A 23,527-nucleotide genomic window follows, 5' to 3' on the forward strand; every position below is an offset into this window, starting at 1 on the left:
GAGCATAGCGCGCGCAGAACAGGAAGATTGCTTGTGGGAGGTAGTGCCGAGCCATGCTCGGCAGCGGGCCTTACCGGTAAAGCCCCTTGCCGAGCATGGCTCGGCACTACCTTGGGGGCCGTTTGGATCAGCGGCCCAGCAGCTCGAAGCTGACGGCTTCGCCGCTCACCGACGAGGCGCATACCCAGAGATCAAACAGCCCCGGCTCGGCGCTGTATTCGCCATCCACCCCGGTGAAAGCCAGCTGATGGCGGTCCAGGTGGAATTCCACTTCCACCGATGCGCCAACCGCCACGGCCACTTTCTGGAAGGCTTTCAACTCGCGCACCGGGCGCACCCTGCTGGCGACGCGATCGTGCACGTACAACTGCACCACCTCCTCGCCCGCCACCGCACCGAGGTTGCGTATGCGGGTGCGGATGACAAGCTCACCATCCCAGTCCAACTGCGCTGAACTCAGGCGCGGCGCTTCATATTCGAAACGCGTATAGCCGATGCCGTGGCCAAACGCATACAACGCGGCATTGGGAAACTCGCGCCAGCGTGACTTGAACTCCGACATCGTCGGCAGTTCCGGGCGGCCGCTGCGCGGGTGGCTGTAGAAATACGGTTGCTGGCCCGACGCATGTGGAAAGCTCACCGGCAGGCGCGCCGAAGGGCTGTAATCGCCAAACAGGATATCGGCCAAAGCATGGCCATTCTGCGTGCCCAGGTACCAGCTCACCGCAATGGCCTGTGCATCACGTACCGCACCCTGCAGTGCCAGCGCGCGGCCATTGCGCAACACCACCACCAGGGGAGTACCGGTAGCGGCAAGCGCTTCGGCCAGCGCCTGCTGCGCAGGCGGCAAGGTGATCTCCACCCGTGACTGCGCCTCACCGCTGTAGCGCTGCGGTTCGCCTACCGCCAGCACCACCACATCGGCGCGCTGTGCGGCGGCTACTGCCGCCTCGATGCCACCTTCCAGCGGCGCTTCCAAACCACAGCCCGCGACGATTTCCAGCTCGGCATCCGCTGCCACTGCGGCGCGCATACCGGTTTCCAGGGTGACGTAGCGCGACTTGTCGCCGAACAGCGTCCAGCAACCTTCGATATTCTCGCGGTCCTGCACGAACGGACCGATCAAGGCGATCTTCTGCCCCTGCTTCTTCAGCGGCAGCAGCTCACCGTCGTTCTTCAACAACACCACCGAGCGCCGCGCGGCATCGCGCGCCAGTGCATCATGTTCGGCGATATGCGATTGATCGGCTTCGCGTGCCGGGTCGAGCGAGCGATAGGGGTTGTCGAACAGGCCGATCGCCTCCTTCAGCTGCAGGATGCGCCGTACCGATGCATCCAGCACCGCCATCGGCACCTCACCGGCATGCACCAGCCCGGCCAGATGCTGGTCGTAGAAACCACTCTGCATGCTCAGGTCCAGCCCGGCGAGGAAGGCCTTGCGGGTGGCATCCACTTCGTCGGCCGCATAGCCGTGCGCGATCAACTCCATGTCGGCGGTGTAATCGGACACCACCACGCCCTCGAACTTCCACTCGTTGCGCAGCAGGTCGGTCAGCAGCGCGCGGTTGGCGCTGGCGGGCACGCCGTTGATGTCGTTGAAGGCGCTCATCAATGACAGAGCGCCGGCATCCAACGCGGCCTTGAATGGCGGCAGGTGCACATCGCGCAGGGTCTGCGGCGAGATATCGACCTGCGCGTATTCCATGCCTGCGGCAACGGCGCCGTAGGCGGCGAAGTGCTTGGGCGTGGCCAGCAGCGAATCGTCGGCTTTCAGGTCATCGCCCTGGAAACCACGCACACGGGCCGCGGCGAATTCACAGCTCAGCAGCACATCTTCGCCCGCACCTTCGGCACCACGCCCCCAACGTTGATCGCGGGCGATATCCACCGCCGGTGCATAGGTCCAGTGGATGCCGGCGGCGGTGGCCTCGATGGCAGTGGCACGCGCGGTGCGCAGGGCCAGCTCGGGCTCGAAGCTGGCGGCTTCACCCAGCGGTATCGGGAACACCGTGCGCATGCCATGGATCACGTCCGAGGCCAGGATCAGCGGAATGCCAAGGCGGCTTTCTTCCAGTGCCACCTGCTGCAGGCGCCGGCCCAGTTCGGCACCGACGCCGTTGAACAGCGAACCCACGCGGCCAGTACGTACCTGCTCCAGTACCTGCTCGGCGTTGCTTGCGTTGGCTTCGGGGTTCACATCCGGTGCGAACGGCCGGACCATGTCGGCGAATACGCTCAGCTGGCCGACTTTTTCGTCGACGGTCATGCGCGCGATCAGGGATTCAATGCGGTCGGGGGACACCGGTGTTCCTTGGTAAACACAAGCAGGCGGGGGATTCTAGCGCCCCGTTCGTTAAGCGGTTGGCGCGCAGGTTGCAGTGGTGGGCTGAGCTTTGCTGTGCTGGGGGTTTGTTGGTACGGCCCCCTGCCTAGCATGGCTCGGCACTACAGTGCAGGTTTGGTGTTTCGGATTTGTTGGTACGGCCTCTGCCGAGCATGGCTCGGCACTACCGGGCGGGGCTGGCATTACGGTTGGCGGTCGCGCTGGTCGCGGGCGGTCATCAGCATCGCGTCGCTGGATTCCTGGAAAACGTGCAGGCCGAACTCCGGCAGCATCGCCAGCAGGTGGTCGAACATGTCCGACTGGATGGCTTCGTACTTTGCCCACGCGGTCGAGGAGGTGAAGCAGTAGATCTCCAGCGGCAGGCCTTGCGGGGTGGGGGCCATCTGCCGCACCAGCAGGGTCATGTCCTGGTGGATGCCGGGGTTGTGCCGCAGGTACAGCTCGACATAGGCGCGGAACGTGCCCAGGTTGGTCAGCCGGCGCGCATTGACCGGCTCCGGATGCGCTTGTGCCACCTGCGCGTTCCATTGCTGCAGCTCCTGCTGCTTGCCGGCAAGATAGTCATCCAGCAGCGCAATCTGGCCCAGCCGCTCCAGCCCGGCGCCATCGAGGAAACGCACGCTGTGCTGGTCCAGGTAGATCGAACGCTTGATCCGTCGCCCACCCGCTTCCTGCATGCCACGCCAGTTCTTGAACGACTCGGTGACCAGCTTCTTGGTCGGGATGGTGGTGACGGTCTTGTCCCAGTTCTGCACGGTGACGGTGTGCAGGGCGATGTCGATCACGTCGCCATCGGCGTTCTGGCTGGGCATCTCGATCCAGTCACCGATGCGCACGCGGCCATCGCCGCTGATCTGCACGCTGGCCACCAGCGACAGGATGGTGTCCTGGAAGATCAGCATGAACACCGCGGTGGCCGCACCCAGGCCGGTGACCAGATGCAGCAGTTCCACGCCAACCAGAATCGCCACGATCGACAGACCGGCAAACACGAACACCACGATCTTGACCACCTGCAGGTAGCCCTTGATCGGCTTGTTGCGGGCATCGGCACGGCGTTCGTAGAAATCGTTGAAGGCATCCAGCGCATGCGACACCGCCATTGCGATGGTCAGCACGGTCCAGGCATGACACAGCGCCTTCAAGCCGTGCACCAGGCCAGGCGGCAGCTCCGGCACGATGCTCAGGCCGGCGGCGAGCACCACCGAGGGCACGATGTTGGACAGCCGCGCGATCACCCGCAGCGGCTGCCTGGCGTTGTGATTGGGGCCGGAGAACCGTTCGATCATCGAACGCAGGCCGCGCAGCAGTACACGCTTGGTGACGAAGTTGGCCAGCCACGCCACCAGCAGCAACGCCGCCAACACCACCGCCGGGTAGGCCATTGGGTACGGCGCCAGCATGTTTTCCAGCTGATCCAGCCAACGAATTCCCATTACCGCCATCGTGCTCGCTTCCTTTTATTACGTGTATTGCAGAAACACCCTGCCCGGCCCATCAAGTCACTGCTGGGAGTGTGCGAACAGGAAACCACCCAGGCCGTGCGCCATACGACGCGCGGCCTGATGCATGTGGGCTCACCCCGCTGCGCGGCTGCGCTCGATGATCACCCCGACCGCGCGCGCACCGCGCACCGCACCGGGCTTGCTCAGCTTCAGCCGCAGCCATTGCACATTGAACTCGTCCAGCACGATCTGCGCGCAGCGCTCGGCCAGCGTCTCCACCAGACCGAAGTCGGAGGCGCGCACGAACTCCATCAAGCGCTTGCTGACGGCCTTGTAGTTCAGCGTGTCGACGATGTCGTCGCTGGCGGCCGGCTTGCGGTTGTCGAAACCCATTTCCAGATCGAACACCAGGGTCTGGCGGATGCGCCGTTCCCAGTCGTAGATGCCGATCAGGGCGTCGATTTCGAGCCCTTCGATGAATACCTTGTCCATTGCATCTGTCGTTTTGAATGAATACGACATGGTAAACGCAGCAGACTGAGCCTGCCGTGGACGAACACGGCAGGCCTGCTCATTCGCCCTGCAGCGGCGGCAACAAGGCCATGTCCCAGCGCGGGGTGACCTTCACCTCGGCCGGACTGTGCTGGCCAGCCTGCAGGCGCAGAGCGCCGGCGAAGGCGATCATCGCGCCGTTGTCGGTGCACAGCTCCGGGCGCGGGAAGCAGACCCGGCCGCCACGGCGCTGGGCAGCTTCCTGCAGCTTGGCGCGCAGGCGCTTGTTGGCGCCGACGCCGCCGGCCACCACCAGTACATCGCAACCGGCAGCATCCAGCGCGCGGCCACACTTGATCACCAGCGTGTCGACCACCGCATCTTCAAAGCCACGGGCGATGTCGGCCCGGGTCTGGTCAGTCTGGTCGCTGTCGCGCCAGGCCATCAGCACCTGGGTCTTCAAACCGGAGAAGCTGAAGTCCAGCCCCGGCCGGTCGGTCATCGGCCGGGTGAACTTGTAGCACCCGGGGGTGCCGAGCTCGGCCAGCTTGGCCAGCTGCGGGCCGCCCGGGTACGGCAGGCCCATCATCTTGGCGGTCTTGTCGAAGGCCTCACCGGCGGCATCGTCGAGGGTCTCACCGAGCAGGCGGTACTTGCCGATGGCGTCCACCGCGATCAGCTGGGTGTGGCCACCGGAGACCAGCAGGGCGACGAACGGCGGTTCCGGCGGGTCGTCTTCCATCAGCGGTGCCAGCAGGTGGCCTTCCATATGGTGTACGCCGATGGCCGGCACATCCAGGCCCCAGGCCAGCGACCGGGCCACACCGGCACCCACCAGCAGCGCCCCGACCAGGCCGGGGCCGGCGGTGTAGGCCACGCCCTCGATCTCGGAGATGGCAATGCCAGCCTCGTCCAGGGTCTGGCGGATCAGCGGCAGGGTCTTGCGCACGTGGTCGCGGCTGGCCAGCTCCGGCACTACGCCGCCGTATTCAGCATGCAGCGCGATCTGGCTGTAAACGGCATGCGCACGCAGCGCGGCCGCCCCGGAAAGGGAGGTGTCATAGACGGCTACGCCCGTCTCATCGCAGGAAGATTCAATGCCAAGGACTTTCATAAGGCGTATTGTGGACCTGTCTGACGCCCCCGCCAAATCCAAGGGGGTTGCACGTCTGTTCAAAGGGACTATAATGCGCGGCTCACCGGGTATGACCCGGTTTTTCTACAGAGTCCCCGGAGATTCCATGCCCAGCGTTAAAGTCCGCGAGAACGAGCCCTTTGAGTTTGCTCTTCGCCGCTTCAAGCGCACTTGCGAAAAGGCCGGCGTACTGGCCGAGACCCGCAAGCGCGAGTTCTACGAAAAGCCGACCCAGGAACGCAAGCGCAAGGCCGCTGCTGCCGTGAAGCGCCAGCTGCGTCGTTCCTCGCGCGACGTCACCAAGCGTCAGCGCCTGTACTGATCGTACGCAACTCCTGAACGGGGGGCTCCGGCCTTCCGTACTGGAGCGAAAGCCGGCACGCGCAAGCGTAGCCGGCTTTTTGCGTTCCAGACGCCGCCAATGCCGGCGTCTTTTCCCATATTCCCGACCCAAAGAGGTGCTCCATGAGCCTGAAGCAACAGCTGACCGAAGACATGAAGGCCGCCATGAAGGGCGGTGACAAGCACTCGCTGGGCGTGATCCGCCTGATCAACGCCGCCATCAAGCAGCGCGAAGTGGACGAGCGCATCGAGCTGACCGATGCCGACGTGATTGCCGTGCTGGACAAGATGGTCAAGCAGCGCAAGGACTCGGTCACCCAGTTCGAAGCCGCCAACCGTGAAGACCTGGCCGCGATCGAACGCGACGAGATCGTGGTGATCGAGCGCTACGTGCCGGCCAAGATGGGCGAAGCCGAGATCCAGGCCGCGATCACCGCCGCCATGGCTGAAACCGGCGCTGCCAGCGCTGCCGACATCGGCAAGCTGATGGGCGTACTCAAGCCCAAGCTGGCTGGCAAGGCCGACATGGGCCTGGTGTCCAAGCTGGTCAAGCAGGCCCTGGCCGGCTGATCGCAGCTGCCAAGTCTGTACCGACAAGGCCCGCCACGTGCGGGCTTTGTTGTTTTTGCCTCTGTCTTTTTGTGGGAGCGGCATAAGCCGCGAAGCTGGCAGTGCTGGAATTACCAGCCTGCCTGCAATCTGAGAAATATCTGGCTTCGCGGCTTACGCCGCTCCTACACATCGTTTTGCATTGCAGGGAGAGCCCCTGCCGAGCATGGCTCGGCACTACAGATGCGGCCCGGACCGCGCTTTTGTAGGAGCGGCGTCAGCCGCGAAGCTGGCGGCGCTGGAATCACCGGCCTGCCTGCAATCTGAGGAATATATGGCTTCGCGGCTTACGCCGCTCCTACATTTTGGGCATTGCCGGGAGAGCCCCTCCCGAGCATGGCTCGGCACTACAGGTGCGGCGCGGAGCTGCGCCTTTGTGGGAGCGGCGTCAGCCGCGAAGCTGGCAACGCTGAAATCACGGGCCTGCCTGCAATCTGCGGAATATCTGGCTTCGCGGCTTACGCCGCTCCCACACCACATCGTTATGCATTGTCGGGAGAGCCCCTGCCGAGCATGGCTCGGCACTACAGTTCTGGGCCGATTTAGCCCGCCAAGCCATCCCCATTCACCCTGAGGGAAGCCCGGCTTTGCTAGAACAGAGCCCTGTCTTCACGCTACATCAAACCCTGATGCCCCCTACCCTGCACACCTTCAAATCCCGCCTGGAGCTGCTCCAGCAAAGCCTGCCGGCCGCCCTGGTCCGCCGCTTCGTCGAAACCGACGTGATGACCCAGGCCGCCTCACTGGCCTTCTATACGCTGCTGTCGCTGGCCCCACTTCTGGTGCTGCTGCTGTGGCTGACCGCCTCGCTGTACCCACCTGCACAGCAGACACTTATCGACCAGATCGGCTCGCTGGCCGGCCCCAGCGTGGCCGAGGTGGCGCGCACGGTGATCACCAACGCCAGCGCGCAGCCGGACCTGGGCTCGTTCGCCGGCATCTGGAGCCTGGTGCTGTTGTTCATCGGCGCCACCGTGGTGTTCGCCCAGCTGCAGGCGGCGCTGAACCTGATCTTCCGCAGCGACTCCAAGCGCTTCGAGGGGGTGTTTGGCTGGCTGAAGAAGCGGGTGTTCTCCGCCGGCGTGGTGCTGGCACTGGGCTTTCTGTTGATCGTCTCGATGGTCGCCACCACCGCCCTGCAGGTGATCTTCTCGCACCTGCCCTCGGCGCTGCCGACGGTGGGCTACATCACCACCCTGCTGCTGTACGCGCTGGGCTTTGCCTTTCTCTACCACTACCTGCCGGACCGGCCGGTGGACTGGCGCCAGGCCTTTCTCGGCGGTGTCATTACCGCGGTGCTGTTCGCGCTGGGCCGCTACGCGATCGGCCTGTACATCGCCAATGCCGCCCCCGGCAGCGCCTATGGCTCGATGGGCACGCTGGTGATCATGTTGATCTGGATCTACTACGCCAGCGTGGTGTTCTTTGGCGGCGCACTGATCACCGCGGTGATCGATGAGCGCGCGTATGCGCGGCGCAAGGTGGAGGCGGCTGCGGAAGTTGATGCTGGGGCTGTGGAGTGATGTGGAAGCAAGGGCGACAGCTGCTACCCCTCCCCAGCCCTCCCCTTCGCTGCGCGAAGGGGAGGGGGCAAGAGCTGCAGTTCGCAAAACTAACGAGGGCTGCAGCCGTTGCCCCTCCCTTTGCCGCAGGCAAGGGGAGGGTTGGGGAGGGGTAGCTCCAAGCCTTTGACTGAAAACCATCAAGCCCAAGCCGCAACCAGCAGCAGCCCAGCCTAGTACACTGCCTGTTCCCCTTTTAATCGCGCCCCCGCCAACCGGCGGCGCTGTTCAATGCCGCATGGCCCGACTTCCCGACGCATTCATTGACGACCTGCTGGCCCGCACCGACATCGTCGAGGTGGTGGGCACGCGTGTGCCGCTCAAGCGCCAGGGCAAGGAATATGCCGCACGCTGCCCGTTCCATGACGAGCGCTCGGCCTCGTTCACGGTCTCGCCGACCAAGCAGTTCTATCACTGCTTCGGCTGTGGCGCGCATGGCACCGCGATCAGCTTCCTGATGAATTACGACCGCCTCGAGTTCCTCGATGCGGTGGACGAGCTGGCCAAGCGCGTGGGCATGGAAATCCCGCGCGAAACCAATGCCCGCACGCCCCAGCAGCAGGACGACAGCCGCGACCAGTACTCGGCGCTGGATGCCGCCACCCGCTTCTTCCAGAAGCAATTGGAAGGCAACGACAAGGCGCGTGCCTACCTCGATGGCCGTGGCGTCGATGCCGATACCCGCGCGCGCTTCTCGATCGGCTATGCGCCTGATGGCTACAGCGCGCTGAAGGATGCACTGGGCAAGGACGAGCGGCGCATGAAGCTGCTCGAACGGGTCGGCCTGTTCTCCAAGAACGACCGCGGCCACGTCTACGACAAGTTCCGCGACCGGGTGATGTTCCCGATCTTCGACCGCCGTGGCCGGGTCATCGCCTTCGGCGGCCGGGTCATGGAAAAGGACGACGGCCCCAAGTACCTCAACTCGCCGGAAACCGCGCTGTTCCACAAGGGCCGCGAACTGTACGGCCTGTGGCAGGTCCGCCAGGCCAACCAGAAGATCGAGCGCTTGATCGTGGTTGAAGGCTATATGGACGTGGTCAGCCTGTTCCAGTTCGGCGTCACCCAGGCGGTGGCGACGCTGGGCACGGCAACCACCCCCGACCATGCCGAGCTGCTGTTCCGCAATGCGCCGGATGTTTACTTCTGCTTCGACGGTGACGCCGCCGGTCGCCGCGCCGGCTGGCGCGCACTGGAGTCGGTGCTGCCACGCATGAAGGATGGCCGCCAGGCCTTCTTCCTGTTCCTGCCCGATGGCGAGGACCCGGACACCATCGTGCGCAAGGAAGGCGCCGAGGCCTTCGATGCCCGGCTCAAACAGGGCACGCCACTGTCGCAGTTCTTCTTCGACGAGCTCAGCCGCGAGATCAACCTTGGCACGCTCGACGGCAAGGCACGCCTGGCCGAACGCGCCAAGCCGATGCTGGCACAGATACCCGATGGCGCCTTCGGCGACCTGATGAAGCAGGAGCTGGCGCGCCTGACCGGCATCGGCAGTACCACCACCGCAGCCGCCGCCACGCCGCGCCCGCCGATGCGCAACAACGCGGTGCCGGCGCAGAAGCGCAGCCTGGTGCGTGCGGCCATCGCCATCCTGCTGCAGCAGCCGTCGCTGGCAATGAACCTTGACGGCCACCACGCCATCGGCGGCCTGCGCCTACCCGGCATCGAGCTGCTGGTCGAGCTGTTGAACCTGGTGCAGCAGCGCCCCGACATCAGCACCGGCGCCCTGCTCGAACACTTCAACGAACGTGAGGAACAGGCCGCTCTGCACAAGCTGGCTGCGCAGGCACTGCCCGGTGATGAAGCGATGTGGGCGCAGGAACTGCAGGATGCGGTACTGCAGCTGGAAAAACAGCTGCTGCAGCAACGGCTTGATGAACTGCAGGCCAAGCAACGCCAGCAAGGCCTGGACGACACCGACAAATACGAACTGCGCGAGCTGCTCAAGGCGCGCGCCACCCTGCGCCTGTAACCGCAACGAACGGAGCCACGCATGCACATCCATCGCCTGACACTGTTGCTCTCCCTGCTGCTCTGCGCCAATGCCTACGCCGATGACGCCACCGTGCGCCAACCGCGGCCCGATCTTTTCACCGCCGGCCAGCCCAGCGCGCAACAACTACGCGATGCCGCCGGCAACGGCGTCACCACCATCATCGACCTGCGCCGGGCAGATGAAGATCGCGGCTACGACGAAGCGGCCCTGGCCGAGCAGCTCGGCCTGCGCTATGTGCGCCTGCCCATCGCCGGTGCCGGTGACATCACCGAAGCCAATGCACGCACGCTGGACCGCCTGCTCAAACAGGACGGCGGCAAGACACTGCTACATTGCGCATCCTCCAACCGCGCCGGCGCACTGCTGTCACTGATTGATGCCCGCATCAATGGCGCATCAGTGGACAACGCACTCAAACTCGGCCGTGATGCCGGCATGACGTCATTGGAACCAGCTGCACGCGCTGCATTGGAAGTACCCACACCCTGATCAGGAGGCCTTGCCGACATGACACGCTGGTGGTCGCGACTGCGACCGGACAACTTCACCCTCGCCCTGCTCGCCACCGTCGCCCTGGCCACCGTGCTGCCGCTGAGCGGCGCCGCCGCCAAGGGTTTCGACCGCTTCACCGACGTCGCCATCGCCGCGCTGTTCTTCCTGCACGGCGCACGCCTGCCGCGTGAATCCATCATCGCCGGCCTGCTGCACTGGCGCCTGCACATTACCATCCTGGCCTGCACCTTCGTGCTGTTCCCACTGTTCGGGCTGGCAATGAAACCGCTGTCCGGCTGGGTGCTGACGCCGGAGCTGTATATCGGCGTGCTGTTCCTGTGCGCGCTGCCATCCACCGTGCAGTCCTCGATCGCTTTCACTTCGATCGCCGGCGGCAACGTGCCGGCCGCGGTCTGCGCGGCGTCCCTGTCCAGCATCCTCGGCGTGTTCCTGACCCCCTTGCTGATGACGGTGCTAGCCGGCTCGCAGGGCGGCATGGCCAACCCGCTGCATGCGGTGGGCGCGATCATGCTGCAGCTGCTGGTGCCGTTCGTGCTCGGCCATCTGCTGCGGCCGTGGATAGGCCGCTGGGTCGACCGGCAGCGGCCGCTGCTGCGTTATACCGACCAGGGCACGGTGCTGCTGGTGGTCTACGCGGCCTTTGGTGAATCCGTCAGCGAAGGCCTGTGGAGCAAGACGCCACCACTTTCACTGCTGGCAGCTGCCTTGGTTGCGGTGGTGCTGCTGGCCATCGCCATGCCCGGCATCACCTGGCTGGCGCGGCGCCTGGGCTTCAACCGCGCCGACGAGATCACCCTGGTGTTCTGCGGCTCCAAGAAGAGCCTGGCCACCGGCGTGCCAATCGCCAAGGTATTGTTTGCCGGCGGCAGCCTCGGCGCGATCGTGCTGCCGATCATGATCTATCACCAGATCCAGCTGATCGTCTGCTCGGTGGTGGCGCAGCGGTATGCGAAGCAGAACGCAGGAACAACGCAACAATAAGCGGCACCAGCGTTGTAGGAGCGGCGTAAGCCGCGAAGCCAGTAATGCCGGAAAGGCCTAGAAGCCAACCCCTCCCCAACCCTCCCCTTGCCTGCGGCAAAGGGAGGGAGCAAAGCTGCAGCCGGCATTCAAATGAAAAGGCCCGCATTCGCCGGCCTTTTCAGTGCTGGATCACAACCAGGGCAGCAGCCAGTGGTCGACCAGCAGGAAGGCGAACAGCGCCATCAGGTAGACGATGGAATAGCCGAACATCTTCATGTTGAACATCTCGTCCGGCGGGTCCTGCATCTTCCATGCGTACCAGAGGAACACGATGTTCAGCACCGTGGCGCCGCCCAGGTAGAACATGCCGCTCATGTCGATCGCCACCGGCAGCAGCGTCACCACCGCCAGCACCACCGAATACGCCAGGATCTGCTTGCGTGTGTGCGGCACGCCATGGGTTACCGGCAGCATCGGGATTTCGGCCTTGGCGTAATCAACACGACGGAAGATCGCCAGCGCCCAGAAATGCGGCGGAGTCCAGATGAAGATGATCAGCACCAGCAGCGAGGCGTAAGCCCAATCCGAGCTGCCCTGCATGCCGGTGATCGCCGCCCAGCCCAACAGTGGCGGCGTTGCGCCAGCCAGGCCGCCGATGACGATGTTCTGCGAGGTCGCACGCTTCAGGTAGACGGTGTAGATCACCGCATAGCCGATCAGCGAGGCGAAGGTGAGCACCGCGGTGATCACATTCACCCACAGCACCAGGATGGTCATCGACAACGCGGTCAACGCGCCGGCAAACACCAGCACCTGCCGCGGTGAGACCTTGCCCACCACCAGCGGGCGCCAGGACGTACGCGCCATCTGTGCGTCGATGCGCGCATCCAGCAGCTGGTTGATGGCCGCCGCCGCCGATGCCGACAACCAGATGCCGAGGAAACCCAGCAGACCGGTCACCACCTGCGCGGTGGTCGGCAGGCCGGGAATGGCCAGGCACATGCCGACCAGGGCGGTGAACACAATCAGTGCCACCACCTTCGGTTTGGTCAGGTCCCAGTAATCACGCCATGTTGTACGCATCATTCACTCCGGAGCGCGCAGCCGCGCTAGCAGCGTGACCAATACAAACAACAGGGCAACCGCACCGCCGCTATGCATCACGGCCACCGCCAGCGGCAACGCCAGCTTGACGTTGAGCACGCCCAGCGTGACCTGCAACAGCACCAACGCGATCAGCGTGGTCGCCCAACCGCGCATGCCCGGCAAGCGGAACATGCGTACCGACAACACCAGCAGATACAGCGCCACCACTACCGCGAACATCCGGTGCGCCATCTGGATGGCGATACGTGAGGCGCCATCGAGCACGCCACCTTCGTAGTCCACGCCGATGCCGCGCCACAGGGTGAAGCCTTCGCTGTAGTTCTGCTGCGGCCACCATTGGCTGACGCAGCGCGGGAAGTTGTCCAGCGAGGCACTGCCGCCGCCACAGGCCAAGGCTGCGTAGTTGGCGCTGACCCAGCCACCGAGCGCGATCTGCAGTACCACCATCGCCACTGCCGCGCGCAGCCACCAGCGCAGGCGCGGTGCCTCGGCCAGGGTGATAGGCAGATGCGTGGCCTTCCAGGCCATCCACACCAGCAGCGAGAACATCGCCATGCCGCCCAGCAGATGCCCCATCACCACGATCGGCTTGAGCAGCCAGGTCACCGTCCACATGCCGAGCAGGGCCTGGAAGATCACCACCGCCAGGGTCAGCACCGCCGCGCGCGCCAGATCGATGTTGGACCAGCGCAGCGCCGCCAGCAGCAGGATCGCTTCACCGCCGATTGCCAGCACGCTCGCGGCGACGTGCTCGCCGCGCATGTACAAGGGTATGGCGATGGCCACCAGCACCGAGGCGGTGACGATCTGGGCGATGCCACGCTTGCGCTTACGCGCCGCCAGCAGCGCCAGGGTCAACACTTCCACACCGAGCAGGCCGGCCAGGAAACGGTGGACCTGCTCACGCCAGGCCTTGTGGGTTTCCAGCGGACGGATCTCGCTGGCTACGTGCTGGGCCGCCTCCATCTGCGTCTGCGGCCAGGTCACGCGGCCATAGCAGGTAGGCCAATCCGGGCAGCTCAGGCCGGCATCGGACAGGCGCACGAACGAGCCGAACATGATCGTGCTCGCCGTCATGATCAGTGCGAACCACGCCAGTCGGTGGAAATTGCGGTACAGCGCCGGACGCGCGGAGGCATTCATCGAACGGAACTCACATCAGTTTCAACAGCTTGGATAGATCAGCCCGCAATCCACCCGGTTCAAAACCCGGCGCATAGCGGAATACCACAAAGCCATTGGGATCAATCACATACACCGGGGTACCGGCCGGGTCATCAACACCCGGCAGCTTGGCCCGGAACGCAGGCTGGGGCTGCAGCACCTTCAGTGCCGGCGTGGCGGCCACCTGTTCAGGCGGCGTGCCCAGCCACAATATCTCGACATTATCCGCGTTATGCCCGAACAACTGCCACACCTTGTCCAATTGCTGCGACAAAGTGACGCAGGCAGGCGCGCAATCGGCAGCCGGTGACAGCAGGATGCGCCAGTGCCGCTCGCCCGGGTTCCAGTCGTAGGCCTGGCCATTGGCCAGATACAGCTGCTCGCTGCGCAGGTCGACCGCCGGCTGCAGCAGCTGGCCATGGTGGCGGTTGATCTGCGGCGTCCAACCGGAGAAGCGCAGGATGCCGGCCAGCGCCATCGAGCCGAAGAACATGGCGAAGATCAGCAGCAACACCCGGCGACCGCGGTTGCGGGTGGCGAGCTGGTCGGGGGTGAGTACGTTCATGGCTGAGGGTCTTTTAGAGCTGGCAATGGGGAGTGGCTGGGAGCAAAAGCGGGAGAGGGAGCTGGAGTTAGAGTTGGTGTTGGTGCAGGAACTGAAGCAAAGGCTGAAAGCACCCCTCCCCGGCCCTCCCCTTCACCTTCGGTGAAAGGGAGGGGGAAATTCAACGGCAACGGCAAAGACCGAGGCCAAGGCCAAAGCGACGGCGAGGCGATCTGCCCCTCCCTTTGGCGTAGCCAAGGGGAGGGCTTTGGCTTTGGCTTTGGCTTTGGCTCTGCCCTAGCTCCAACCTAACCCCCATTTCCAACCCCCACCCTCCTGCGCCTCCTGAACTGCAATACCAGCGCAATCAACAACACCGCCAAGGCCATCGCGAACCATTGCACCGCATAGCCCAGGTGCCGCGACGGCGGCAAGGTATTGGGCAGCAGGTCCAGGTCACGGGCATAACCCAGCGGCATTGCCGGATCCAGCCGAAGCACCTTCGGCGCCAGGGCGCCGTTGCCCAGCTGCAACTGCGTAGCAATGGCAGGCAGATCAATCCGCGTCGCCAACCAGGTCTGCGGCTGCGCGGTTGTGGTCAATGCCGGGCCCAAGGCAATGCCGCTTGCCGGTGCGGGCGCCCACAGGCCCTGCACGGCCTGCATGCCCTGCAACGTGTTGATGGCCGGCATGCTGCGGTCCGCCGGCAGTGGCAGCCAGCCCAGATCGACCAGCACCGTCGTGCCACCGGCAGCGCGCGCCGGCTGATAGACCTTGATACCGGCGCGGCCTTCGCGCAGCTGGTTGTCCAGCAGCACCGTGGCCGGCAGGAACTGCAGCTGGTCCGCCACCCAATGCAGGGCTTCCGGTGCGGCGGCGGCCTCGGCAAGGCTGATCGCGGCCTCGCGGCTCGGTGGCAGCTGTGCGAGCAGGGCTTCTTTCTCGTGCATGCGCTGCAGCTGCCAGCCGCCCAGCGCGCAGAACAGCACCGCCACCAGCAGCGCCAGGATCCAGCCGAAGATGGCCGTGTGCTGTCGCGTCATGACAAGCTGCCGCCAAGCGGGTGATATAGCACTGCCTTCCCACCGAACGAGCGACGCATGAATGATTCGTTGAAGACCCTGTTGGTGATCGCGTTCTTGATCGTCATCGTCTGGAATCTTGGAGCCGGCCTCTATTACCTGATGATCGATCGCGGCCAGACCAAACGGACGGTCAATGCGTTGACGCGGCGTATCGCGCTGTCAGTGGTGCTGATCCTGCTGGTCGCGCTGGGCATCTATACCGGCTGGATCAGGCCGCACGGCGTGGGCGGCTGATATCACAACGGCCGCACTGCCTAGCAGCGCGGCCGCCGATCGTGGTTACAGCACGTAGACGAACAGGAACAGCATCAGCCACACCACGTCGACAAAGTGCCAGTACCATGCGGCTGCTTCAAAACCAAAGTGGTTGTCGCGGGTGAAGTGGCCTTTGGCGGCGCGGAACCACATCACCAGCAGCATGATCGTTCCCAGCAGCACGTGTGCGCCGTGGAAGCCGGTCAGCATGAAGAACGTCGAGCCGTAGATGCCCGAGCCCAGGGTCAGGTTCAATTCCTTGTAGGCGTGGATGTATTCCTCGGCCTGGAAGAACAGGAACACACAGCCCAGTACGACGGTCAGGCCCAGCCAGATCAGCAGCTGCTTGCGGTTGCCCGCCTTCAGCGCGTGATGGGCGATGGTCAGGGTGACGCCGGAGGTCAGCAGGATCAGGGTATTGATCAGCGGCAGGCCCCAGGCCGGGATGGTCTGGAAAGCGCCGCCGATATCGGCCGGGCCGTTGGTCGGCCAGGCGGCCGAATAACCATCCCACAGGTATTCGTTGGTCAATACGCCATGGCCTTCACCTCCAAGCCACGGCAGGCCCATGTTGCGGGTGTAGAACAGCGCACCGAAGAAGGCGGCGAAGAACATCACCTCGGAGAAGATGAACCAGATCATCCCCATCCGGAACGAGCCATCCACCTGCCGGTTGTAGTTGCCGCCCACCGATTCGCGGATCACATCGCCGAACCAGAGGAACAGGGTGAACACCAGCATCGCCACGCCGGTGAAGAAGGTCCAACGGCCCCAGCTGGCGTCGTTGAGCCAACTGGCTACCCCGACCATCATCACCAGCATCGCGATCGATCCTACAAACGGCCATTTGCTGCTGCTAGGCACGAAGTAGACGTTGGCATCAGGGGCGTTATGGGCCATGGCGTTGCTTCCGGGTCCGTGATCAGGGAGCTGCGTGGGCAGCGGTCGCGGCGGTTGCCGGGGCCAGCTGCTCGGTCAGCGCATCATTCTTGTAGAAGGTGTAGGACAAGGTGATCGTGTTGACGTCGGCCGGCAGGTCCGGGTCGACGATGAAACGTACCGGCATCTCGCGCTTCTCCCCCGCCTGCAGGGTCTGCGCGGTGAAGCAGAAGCATTCGGTCTTGTTGAAGTAGCCCGAGGCCCGCGCCGGTGCCACCGACGGCACCGCACTGCCCACCAATGCGCGCTCGCTGTCGTTGCGGGCAAAGTACAGGGCCTCGTTCAACTCGCCCGGCACCACGTCCATCGTCAGCTTTTCCGGATGGAAGGCCCAGGGCAGCTTGGAATTGACGCCGCCATCGAACTCCACCCGCACCGTGCGCTTGCTGTTGGCCGCATGTGCCGTGGTTTCATGCGTGGTGGCGCCGCGCTCCAGCCGTACGCCGAATACTTTTTCGCAGGCGATGCGGTACAGCGGCACCAGCGAGAAGGTCAGCACGAACACCGCAAAGGCCACGCCGATCAACCGACCGAGGCCGGCATTGGGCTTGGGTGCGGGCGCCGGCGTGGTCAACTCGCCAGCACCCCGGACAGGATGAAGCCGACATAGACCGCGACCGCGATCAGGCCAACCACCAGCGCGGTGCGCCGCGAGCGCCTCCGGCGCAAGGCCATTTCTTCAGCCTGGAAGTGTTCGTTGTTGCTCATCGCCTACCTCCGGAACTATGCCGAATCGCAAAGCGAGTCGGCTTGAGTGAATTGTTGGAGCTGATCCTTGCACACCAATTCTGGTGTCATTGCCTACGCAATGAAAAGTAAATCAAATAGATGCCTAGACAGGTTTCGGCTACCAGGAATATCCAGAAGAACAAGGGATCATCTGCGCGAAGGATGTCGCTGCCGTGCCTCCTATGTAAAGATCCGGTGTAAGCCTGAAACACGCAACGTGCAAGCAGTGCCAACCCCCCAACCGCGCATGCACGGCGAAAAATGATCATCTTATCCGCGGCCATTGAGAGCCAAAACTCCTCAATGGCTCACGTCGTCATGGGCCAGATCGCCCGGCTTGATCACCGGTGGCACGGTGAAGGTATGTGCCGGTGCCGGCGAGGGAATGGTCCACTCCAGGCCCTTGGCACCTTCCCAGGCACGCGCTTCGGCACGCTTGCCGTTGCGCAGCGAGGACAGCAGGATCGCCGCCATCATGAAGGGGGTGACGAACATGCCGAAGGCACCAATCGAGCTGATCAGGTTCCAGTCGGCGAACACCGGGTTGTAGTCCGGAATACGTCGCGGCATGCCGGCCAGGCCGAGGAAGTGCTGCGGGAAGAACAGCAGGTTGACGAACACCATCGTCCACCAGAAATGCACCTTGCCCCAGAACTCGTTGTACATGCGGCCAGTCCACTTCGGCCACCAGTAGTACACCGCCGCGATCAGCGCCAACACCGCACCGGTCACCAGCACGTAGTGGAAGTGCGCCACCACGAAATAGGTGTCGTGGTACTGGTAGTCGGCCGGCACGATGGCCAGCATCAGGCCGGAGAAACCACCAATGGTGAACAGGATCACGAACGAGATGGAGAACAGCATCGGCGTTTCAAACGTCAGCGAGCCCTCCCACATCGTGCTGACCCAGTTGAACACCTTCACCCCGGTCGGGATGGAGATCAGCATGGTGGCGAACATGAAATAGATCTCGCCACCCAGCGGCATGCCCACCGTGAACATGTGGTGTGCCCAGACGATGAAGGACAGGAAGGCGATGGCGGCAGTGGCGTAGACCATCGCCTGGTAGCCGAACAACGGCTTGCGGCTGAAGGTCGGCAGAATCTCGCTGACCACGCCGAACGCCGGCAGGATCATGATGTAGACCTCGGGGTGGCCGAAGAACCAGAAGATGTGCTGGTACATCACCGGGTCGCCGCCACCGGCGGCGTTGAAGAAGCTGGTGCCGAAGAACTTGTCGGTCAGCAACATGGTCACCGCACCAGCCAGCACCGGCATCACCGCGATCAGCAGGAAGGCGGTGATCAGCCAGGTCCAGCAGAAGATCGGCATCTTCAGCAGATCAATGCCCGGTGCGCGCATGTTGAGCACGGTGGCGATGATGTTGATCGCGCCCATGATCGAGCTGACGCCGGCGACGTGGATGGCGAACACGCTGAAGGCCACGTTGTAACCGCCCTGCAGCGACAGCGGCGGGTACAAGGTCCAGCCACCGGCCGGTGCGCCACCGGGCAGGAACAAGGTCACCAGCAACATGCCGAAGGCCACCGGCAGCAGCCAGAACGACCAGTTGTTCATGCGCGGCAGGGCCATGTCCGGTGCGCCGATCTGCAGCGGGATCATCCAGTTGGCCAGGCCGACGAAGGCCGGCATCACGCCACCGAAGATCATCACCAGTGCATGCACGGTGGTCATCTGGTTGAAGAACTCCGGCTTGACGAACTGCAGGCCGGGTTGTGCCAGCTCCAGCCGGATCACCACGCTCATCGCCGCGCCGACGATGAACATCGTGAAGCTGAAAAGCAGGTAGAGCGTGCCGATGTCCTTGTGGTTGGTCGAGAAGAACCAACGCTCGAAGAAACCTTGCTGGTGCCCGTGGTGATCGGAGTGGTCCACTGCGGTATTCGCCATTGCAACTACACCTCGTTATGCGTTTTCAGGCATCGCGCCGGCAGCACCGGCACGCAGTGGTATCAGGCACCGGCCGCCGCAGGTGCGGCGGGTGTAGCGACAGTCGGGGTTGCTTCAGGCGCCGCTGCCGGTGCCGGTTCGGCAGCAGGTGCAGGCACAGCTTCGGCAGGTGCAGCGGGCGCCGGCTTGCGCGAGGCCAGCCAGGACTTGAACTCGTCCTTGGACACGGCCTTGACCACGATCGGCATGAAGCCATGGTCCTTGCCGCATAGCTCCGCGCATTGGCCGCGGTACACGCCTTCGGTTTCGATATTGGTCCAGCGCTCGTTGATGAAGCCCGGCACGGCATCCTGCTTCCAGCCCAGTGCCGGCACCCACCACGCATGGATCACGTCGTCGGAGGTGATCACGAAGCGGACCTTGGTATCCACCGGCAGCACCAGCGGGTTGTCCACGTCCAGCAGGTAATGCGGGTCGCTGGCCATGGTCGGCACGCTGCCGCTCTGCCGCACCTCGTCGGACTTGCGGTCCAGGCGGCTGGTGAAGACCACGTCCTCACCGAGGTATTCGTACTTCCACATCCACTGATAGCCGGTGACCTTCACCGTCATCTCGGAATCGCGGGTGTCGTACATGGCGATCAGCTTGGCCGTGGCCGGCCAGGCCATCACCACCAGGATGACGATAGGGATGACGGTCCAGATGATTTCCGCCTTGGTGTTGTGGCTGAACTGCTTGGCCACCGCACCCTTGGACCTGCGGAACTTGAAGATGGCGTAGGCCATCGCGCCGAATACCAGCACGCCGATGACGGTACACACCCACAACGCCACCATGTGCGCGTCCCACGCCATACGCGAGGTATGGGTGACGCCCTTGCCCATGTTGAGCTGCCATTCCTTTGGATCGGCCGATTGCGCCCATGCTGCCTGCGCCGACAACATCATCGTTGCCGCTGCCAAACCGTGTTTCAACTTCGCGCCCCACACGCTGCTTTGCTTCATTGCCTAGACCCTTGACGTCATCGGTTGCCACCACTGCTGGCAGCGAGCAAGCCTTCAAGTGTCACCGCAAGTTCCCGACGTTCCACGGGCGCGAGGAAACTCCCCACTTCCACCCATTTGCCGCTGGAAACCAGCAGGACCCGTTCCTTCCCGGTCACCACCCGCACCCAATACGGGTGTGCGCGGAATACCGGCGAAACTCCGGCTGCGGGAATCACTTCCACGCAGTCCGGTCCTACCCGGATCTCTTCCTGGCGATTGCTGCTGCGCCAACACGCGCGCAGGGCAGCGGCCACCAGGAAGCCATGCAACAACGCGAAGACAGGGGCCAGGCGGTTACCGGACAGCCAAGCAAGGCCAGCGGCGAACACCATCAATCCTGCCAACGCCGCAAACAACTGGACGAACTGCCGGGCACTGAGTGCCCGTGGGGGGTGCAGTAACAACTGCGTCCCTGAGCCATCGGAATCTTGCCGAAGCACCTGGATCATCGCAGCCGCGTCCATCGCGGAAATCGAGTTCGATGGTAGCCCTGCCTGCGCACGCCCGGCAAGCTTCCATTCATCAACGTCATCAATGCTGCAGTGCACACCGGAATTGCCCCGATATCGCCCCAGCACGTCGCTTTAAATGCCGGAATCGGCACAATAAAAATCCGCCTGTTAAATATTGCGAAATCGCCCACAGGCCAGTGCTTTCACCCTGCAAATAGATGCTCGCAGGGGACTAGGAAATCCGCCGCCGAAGATTAAAATGGCCGAATCCAACTGTGGCCGAGCGCATGAACGCAACACCGTCTCCCGAAGTCGCCTCCCCTACGCCAGCAGGCCCGCCGTTGCTGGCGCCTGAGCTGCCAGCGGCGCCGTCCGCGCTGCGCCAGGCCATCACCGATGCCTGGCTGAAAGATGAAGCCAGCCATGTACGCGAACTGCTGGAGCAGGCGCGCCTGCCAGCCGCCGAACAGGCGCAGGTACAGACAACCGCCGCCGACCTGGTACGGCGCGTGCGTGCGCGCGCAAAGAACCAGGGCGCGATCGAGGCGTTCATGCGCCAATACGACCTGGGCAGCGAGGAAGGCGTGCTGCTGATGTGCGTGGCCGAAGCCCTGCTGCGCATTCCGGACCAGGAAACGGCCGACAAGCTGATCCGCGACAAGCTCGGCGAAGCCGACTGGAAGCGCCACATGGGCCAGTCCGACTCGGTGCTGGTCAACGCCTCGACCTGGGGCCTGATGTTGACCGGCCACCTGGTTGATCTGGCCGATGCCACCAAGCGCGACGTGCATGGCGCCTTCAAGCGACTGATCGGCCGCGTTGGCGAGCCGGTGATCCGCCTGGCCGTGCGTCAGGCCATGAAGATCATGGGCCACCAGTTCGTCATGGGCCGCACCATCGACGAAGCGCTGTCGCGCTCGCACAAGGGCGACAACAGCAACTACCGCTATTCCTTCGACATGCTCGGCGAAGGTGCGCTGACCATGAAGGATGCGCTGCGTTACCTGGAAGACTATCGCCGCGCCATCCACGCCATCGGCAGCGACAACATCGCCCGCGGCGGCAAGGCCGATGGTGACGTCACCGCTTCGCACGGCATCTCGATCAAGCTGTCGGCGCTGTATCCGCGCTACGAGCATGCCAAGCGCGAGCGCGTGCTCAAGGACCTGGTGCCGGGCGTGCTGGAACTGGCACAGCTGGCCAAGTCCTACGGCATCGGCTGCACGGTCGACGCTGAAGAAACCGACCGTCTGGAACTGTCGCTGGACATCATCGAGCGCGTGGTCAGCCATCCTTCGTTGAAGGGCTGGGAAGGCTTCGGCATCGTCGTCCAGTCCTATCAGAAGCGCACCCCGTACACGATCGATTACCTGGCCGACCTGGCCCGCCGCATCGGTCACAAGCTGCAGGTGCGCCTGGTCAAGGGCGCGTACTGGGATGCTGAGATCAAGCGCGCGCAGATCGAGGGCCTGCCCGGCTACCCGGTGTTCACCCGCAAGCAGAACACCGACGTGTCCTACATCGCCTGTGCCAAGCGCCTGTTCGGCCACAGCGACGCGATCTACCCGATGTTCGCCACCCACAACGCGGCCACCATCGCCACCATCAAGCAGATCGCCAAGGGCGGCGTCTACGAGCACCAGAAGCTGCACGGCATGGGTGATGACCTGTATGCCGAAGTGATTCCAGCCGATCGCTTGAACGTGCCGTGCCGCGTGTACGCGCCGGTCGGTTCGCACGAAGACCTGCTGCCCTACCTGGTACGTCGCCTGCTGGAAAACGGCGCCAACTCCAGCTTCGTCAACCGCATCACCGATGAAGACGTGTCCATCGATGACCTGATCCGCGATCCGGTCGAAGCCGTGTCCTCGTTCGCCTCCATTCCTCACCCCAAGATCCCGCTGCCGGTTGATTTGCTGCGCAGCCAGAACCACGACAGGACCAACTCCATGGGCATCAACCTCGCCAACGACAACGAACTGCGCGCACTGGCCGAGCAGCTCAACGCCGCCATCAAGCCTTGGCAGGCCGCCCCGCTGGTACCGGGCGCCAGCACCACCGGTGCCACCCAGGCAGTGACCAACCCGGCCGACAACCGCCAGGTCGTCGGTCACTGGCAGGCCGCCGATGCCGCCACCGTGCAGAAGGCGCTGGCCAATGCCGTAGCCGCACAGCCGGCCTGGAACCGCACCCCGGCCGCCAGCCGCGCTGCCATCCTCGAGCACGCCGCCGACCAGTTGGAAGCCCGCATCGCCGAGTTCATGGCGCTGTGCGTGAAGGAAGCCGGCAAGAGCCTGCCCGACGGCGTCGCCGAAGTGCGCGAGGCAGTGGATTTCCTGCGTTATTACGCCAAGCAGGCGCGCGAGCAGTTCGGCACTGCCGAGAAGCTGCCCAGCCCCACCGGCGAAAGCAACGAACTGCAGCTGCACGGTCGTGGCGTGTTCGTCTGCATCAGCCCGTGGAACTTCCCGCTGGCCATCTTCATGGGCCAGGTGGCCGCCGCCCTGGCCGCCGGCAACAGCGTCATCGCCAAGCCGGCCGAACAGACCAACCTGATCGGCTATTACGCGGTGAAGCTGCTGCTCGATGCCGGCGTGCCGGAAGGCGTTGTGCAGTTCCTGCCGGGCTCCGGCTCGGTGGTGGGTGCCGCCCTGACCGCCGACCCGCGCGTGGCCGGCGTGGCCTTCACCGGCTCCACCGAGACCGCCCGCATCATCAACCGCACCATGGCCGCGCGTGACGCCGCCATCGGCGTGCTGATCGCCGAGACCGGCGGCCAGAACGCCTTCATCGCCGACTCCTCGGCGCTGCCGGAGCAGCTGGTCAAGGACGCCATCGGCTCGGCCTTCACCTCCGCTGGCCAGCGTTGCTCGGCAGCGCGCGTGCTGTTC

22 protein-coding genes are annotated in these 23,527 nt (G+C 64.2%); 8 read left to right on the forward strand and 14 right to left on the reverse strand.

The window, feature by feature from the left end:
- Nucleotides 1–127: 127 nt before the first annotated feature.
- From ABB27_RS17820 to tsaD, 4 genes are all read right to left on the reverse strand, one after another.
- Nucleotides 128–2,302, reverse strand: a complete 2,175-nt coding sequence (locus tag ABB27_RS17820; protein WP_057630452.1) for a glycoside hydrolase family 3 N-terminal domain-containing protein — start codon at nt 2,300–2,302, stop codon at nt 128–130.
- Nucleotides 2,303–2,526: 224 nt separating this feature from the next.
- The gene (locus tag ABB27_RS17825) at nt 2,527–3,789 is read right to left on the reverse strand and encodes a mechanosensitive ion channel family protein (RefSeq protein WP_152984671.1); all 1,263 of its coding nucleotides are present in this window, start codon (nt 3,787–3,789) and stop codon (nt 2,527–2,529) included.
- 132 nt (nt 3,790–3,921) lie between these two features.
- The gene (gene folB, locus ABB27_RS17830) at nt 3,922–4,281 is read right to left on the reverse strand and encodes a dihydroneopterin aldolase (protein ID WP_057630456.1); all 360 of its coding nucleotides are present in this window, start codon (nt 4,279–4,281) and stop codon (nt 3,922–3,924) included.
- 79 nt (nt 4,282–4,360) lie between these two features.
- The gene (gene tsaD / locus ABB27_RS17835; protein ID WP_057630458.1) at nt 4,361–5,395 is read right to left on the reverse strand and encodes a tRNA (adenosine(37)-N6)-threonylcarbamoyltransferase complex transferase subunit TsaD; all 1,035 of its coding nucleotides are present in this window, start codon (nt 5,393–5,395) and stop codon (nt 4,361–4,363) included.
- A 127-nt stretch (nt 5,396–5,522) separates the two neighbouring features.
- On the opposite strand from tsaD, the gene rpsU reads away from it, so the two are divergent.
- From rpsU to ABB27_RS17865, 6 genes are all read left to right on the forward strand, one after another.
- Nucleotides 5,523–5,738, forward strand: coding sequence for a 30S ribosomal protein S21 (gene rpsU / locus ABB27_RS17840; RefSeq protein ID WP_002808376.1), 216 nt, complete (start codon nt 5,523–5,525; stop codon nt 5,736–5,738).
- A 143-nt stretch (nt 5,739–5,881) separates the two neighbouring features.
- Nucleotides 5,882–6,328, forward strand: coding sequence for a GatB/YqeY domain-containing protein (locus tag ABB27_RS17845; protein ID WP_057630460.1), 447 nt, complete (start codon nt 5,882–5,884; stop codon nt 6,326–6,328).
- A gap of 668 nt (nt 6,329–6,996) precedes the next feature.
- Nucleotides 6,997–7,890 (forward strand): YihY/virulence factor BrkB family protein, encoded by an 894-nt coding sequence (locus ABB27_RS17850; protein ID WP_057630462.1) that lies wholly within the window; start codon nt 6,997–6,999, stop codon nt 7,888–7,890.
- A 277-nt stretch (nt 7,891–8,167) separates the two neighbouring features.
- Nucleotides 8,168–9,904, forward strand: a complete 1,737-nt coding sequence (gene dnaG, locus ABB27_RS17855; protein WP_057630464.1) for a DNA primase — start codon at nt 8,168–8,170, stop codon at nt 9,902–9,904.
- 21 nt (nt 9,905–9,925) lie between these two features.
- Complete coding sequence (locus tag ABB27_RS17860; RefSeq protein ID WP_057630466.1) at nt 9,926–10,417, forward strand: protein tyrosine phosphatase family protein; 492 nt, start codon at nt 9,926–9,928, stop codon at nt 10,415–10,417.
- An 18-nt stretch (nt 10,418–10,435) separates the two neighbouring features.
- On the forward strand, nt 10,436–11,422 hold the full coding sequence (locus ABB27_RS17865; protein WP_057630468.1) for a bile acid:sodium symporter family protein: 987 nt from the start codon (nt 10,436–10,438) through the stop codon (nt 11,420–11,422).
- A 171-nt stretch (nt 11,423–11,593) separates the two neighbouring features.
- Here the strand turns inward: ABB27_RS17865 and cyoE are convergent, their stop codons facing one another.
- The 4 genes from cyoE to ABB27_RS17885 all read right to left on the reverse strand — a co-directional run bounded on the left by cyoE (nt 11,594) and on the right by ABB27_RS17885 (nt 15,262).
- Nucleotides 11,594–12,487: a heme o synthase gene (cyoE, locus tag ABB27_RS17870; RefSeq protein WP_057630494.1), complete on the reverse strand. Its 894-nt coding sequence runs from the start codon at nt 12,485–12,487 to the stop codon at nt 11,594–11,596.
- Between the two features lie 3 nt (nt 12,488–12,490).
- A complete protein-coding gene (locus ABB27_RS17875) occupies nt 12,491–13,654 on the reverse strand; it encodes a COX15/CtaA family protein (protein WP_057630470.1) in 1,164 nt (387 codons plus the stop codon).
- A 10-nt stretch (nt 13,655–13,664) separates the two neighbouring features.
- Nucleotides 13,665–14,240: a hypothetical protein gene (locus ABB27_RS17880; RefSeq protein WP_057630472.1), complete on the reverse strand. Its 576-nt coding sequence runs from the start codon at nt 14,238–14,240 to the stop codon at nt 13,665–13,667.
- A 287-nt stretch (nt 14,241–14,527) separates the two neighbouring features.
- On the reverse strand, nt 14,528–15,262 hold the full coding sequence (locus ABB27_RS17885; protein WP_057630476.1) for an SURF1 family protein: 735 nt from the start codon (nt 15,260–15,262) through the stop codon (nt 14,528–14,530).
- Between the two features lie 57 nt (nt 15,263–15,319).
- Here ABB27_RS17885 and ABB27_RS17890 point away from each other — a divergent pair, with 57 nt between their 5' ends.
- Complete coding sequence (locus ABB27_RS17890; RefSeq protein ID WP_057630479.1) at nt 15,320–15,538, forward strand: twin transmembrane helix small protein; 219 nt, start codon at nt 15,320–15,322, stop codon at nt 15,536–15,538.
- 45 nt (nt 15,539–15,583) lie between these two features.
- Here the strand turns inward: ABB27_RS17890 and ABB27_RS17895 are convergent, their stop codons facing one another.
- The 6 genes from ABB27_RS17895 to ABB27_RS17920 all read right to left on the reverse strand — a co-directional run bounded on the left by ABB27_RS17895 (nt 15,584) and on the right by ABB27_RS17920 (nt 20,633).
- A complete protein-coding gene (locus ABB27_RS17895) occupies nt 15,584–16,459 on the reverse strand; it encodes a cytochrome c oxidase subunit 3 (protein WP_057630480.1) in 876 nt (291 codons plus the stop codon).
- Between the two features lie 22 nt (nt 16,460–16,481).
- Nucleotides 16,482–17,072, reverse strand: coding sequence for a cytochrome c oxidase assembly protein (locus ABB27_RS17900; protein WP_057630483.1), 591 nt, complete (start codon nt 17,070–17,072; stop codon nt 16,482–16,484).
- On the reverse strand, nt 17,069–17,206 hold the full coding sequence (locus tag ABB27_RS20115) for a hypothetical protein (RefSeq protein ID WP_170183055.1): 138 nt from the start codon (nt 17,204–17,206) through the stop codon (nt 17,069–17,071). The genes ABB27_RS17900 and ABB27_RS20115 overlap by 4 nt, the downstream gene beginning before the upstream one ends.
- Nucleotides 17,207–17,527: 321 nt before the next feature.
- A complete protein-coding gene (ctaD, locus tag ABB27_RS17910; protein ID WP_057630487.1) occupies nt 17,528–19,138 on the reverse strand; it encodes a cytochrome c oxidase subunit I in 1,611 nt (536 codons plus the stop codon).
- Nucleotides 19,139–19,200: 62 nt separating this feature from the next.
- The gene (coxB, locus tag ABB27_RS17915; protein ID WP_057630493.1) at nt 19,201–20,142 is read right to left on the reverse strand and encodes a cytochrome c oxidase subunit II; all 942 of its coding nucleotides are present in this window, start codon (nt 20,140–20,142) and stop codon (nt 19,201–19,203) included.
- A 17-nt stretch (nt 20,143–20,159) separates the two neighbouring features.
- Nucleotides 20,160–20,633 (reverse strand): DUF2244 domain-containing protein, encoded by a 474-nt coding sequence (locus ABB27_RS17920; RefSeq protein ID WP_057630496.1) that lies wholly within the window; start codon nt 20,631–20,633, stop codon nt 20,160–20,162.
- Nucleotides 20,634–20,923: 290 nt separating this feature from the next.
- On the opposite strand from ABB27_RS17920, the gene putA reads away from it, so the two are divergent.
- Nucleotides 20,924–23,527: bifunctional proline dehydrogenase/L-glutamate gamma-semialdehyde dehydrogenase PutA (putA, locus tag ABB27_RS17925; RefSeq protein WP_057630498.1), on the forward strand; the 2,604-nt coding region annotated here is incomplete at its 3' end.

The sequence above is a fragment of the Stenotrophomonas terrae genome, from assembly GCF_001431465.1.
GTDB lineage: Bacteria > Pseudomonadota > Gammaproteobacteria > Xanthomonadales > Xanthomonadaceae > Stenotrophomonas > Stenotrophomonas terrae.

What these genes read in the sequence shown, in the direction of transcription:
- ABB27_RS17825 (WP_152984671.1), bottom strand. Translation starts at nt 3,789, where the DNA reads ATGGCGGTAATGGGAATTCGTTGGCTGGATCAGCTGGAAAACATGCTG.
- folB (WP_057630456.1), bottom strand. Translation starts at nt 4,281, where the DNA reads ATGGACAAGGTATTCATCGAAGGGCTCGAAATCGACGCCCTGATCGGC.
- tsaD (WP_057630458.1), bottom strand. Translation starts at nt 5,395, where the DNA reads ATGAAAGTCCTTGGCATTGAATCTTCCTGCGATGAGACGGGCGTAGCC.
- rpsU (WP_002808376.1), top strand. Translation starts at nt 5,523, where the DNA reads ATGCCCAGCGTTAAAGTCCGCGAGAACGAGCCCTTTGAGTTTGCTCTT.
- ABB27_RS17845 (WP_057630460.1), top strand. Translation starts at nt 5,882, where the DNA reads ATGAGCCTGAAGCAACAGCTGACCGAAGACATGAAGGCCGCCATGAAG.
- ABB27_RS17850 (WP_057630462.1), top strand. Translation starts at nt 6,997, where the DNA reads ATGCCCCCTACCCTGCACACCTTCAAATCCCGCCTGGAGCTGCTCCAG.
- dnaG (WP_057630464.1), top strand. Translation starts at nt 8,168, where the DNA reads ATGGCCCGACTTCCCGACGCATTCATTGACGACCTGCTGGCCCGCACC.
- ABB27_RS17860 (WP_057630466.1), top strand. Translation starts at nt 9,926, where the DNA reads ATGCACATCCATCGCCTGACACTGTTGCTCTCCCTGCTGCTCTGCGCC.
- ABB27_RS17865 (WP_057630468.1), top strand. Translation starts at nt 10,436, where the DNA reads ATGACACGCTGGTGGTCGCGACTGCGACCGGACAACTTCACCCTCGCC.
- cyoE (WP_057630494.1), bottom strand. Translation starts at nt 12,487, where the DNA reads ATGCGTACAACATGGCGTGATTACTGGGACCTGACCAAACCGAAGGTG.
- ABB27_RS17875 (WP_057630470.1), bottom strand. Translation starts at nt 13,654, where the DNA reads ATGAATGCCTCCGCGCGTCCGGCGCTGTACCGCAATTTCCACCGACTG.
- ABB27_RS17880 (WP_057630472.1), bottom strand. Translation starts at nt 14,240, where the DNA reads ATGAACGTACTCACCCCCGACCAGCTCGCCACCCGCAACCGCGGTCGC.
- ABB27_RS17885 (WP_057630476.1), bottom strand. Translation starts at nt 15,262, where the DNA reads ATGACGCGACAGCACACGGCCATCTTCGGCTGGATCCTGGCGCTGCTG.
- ABB27_RS17890 (WP_057630479.1), top strand. Translation starts at nt 15,320, where the DNA reads ATGAATGATTCGTTGAAGACCCTGTTGGTGATCGCGTTCTTGATCGTC.
- ABB27_RS17895 (WP_057630480.1), bottom strand. Translation starts at nt 16,459, where the DNA reads ATGGCCCATAACGCCCCTGATGCCAACGTCTACTTCGTGCCTAGCAGC.
- ABB27_RS20115 (WP_170183055.1), bottom strand. Translation starts at nt 17,206, where the DNA reads ATGAGCAACAACGAACACTTCCAGGCTGAAGAAATGGCCTTGCGCCGG.
- ctaD (WP_057630487.1), bottom strand. Translation starts at nt 19,138, where the DNA reads ATGGCGAATACCGCAGTGGACCACTCCGATCACCACGGGCACCAGCAA.
- coxB (WP_057630493.1), bottom strand. Translation starts at nt 20,142, where the DNA reads ATGAAGCAAAGCAGCGTGTGGGGCGCGAAGTTGAAACACGGTTTGGCA.
- ABB27_RS17920 (WP_057630496.1), bottom strand. Translation starts at nt 20,633, where the DNA reads ATGATCCAGGTGCTTCGGCAAGATTCCGATGGCTCAGGGACGCAGTTG.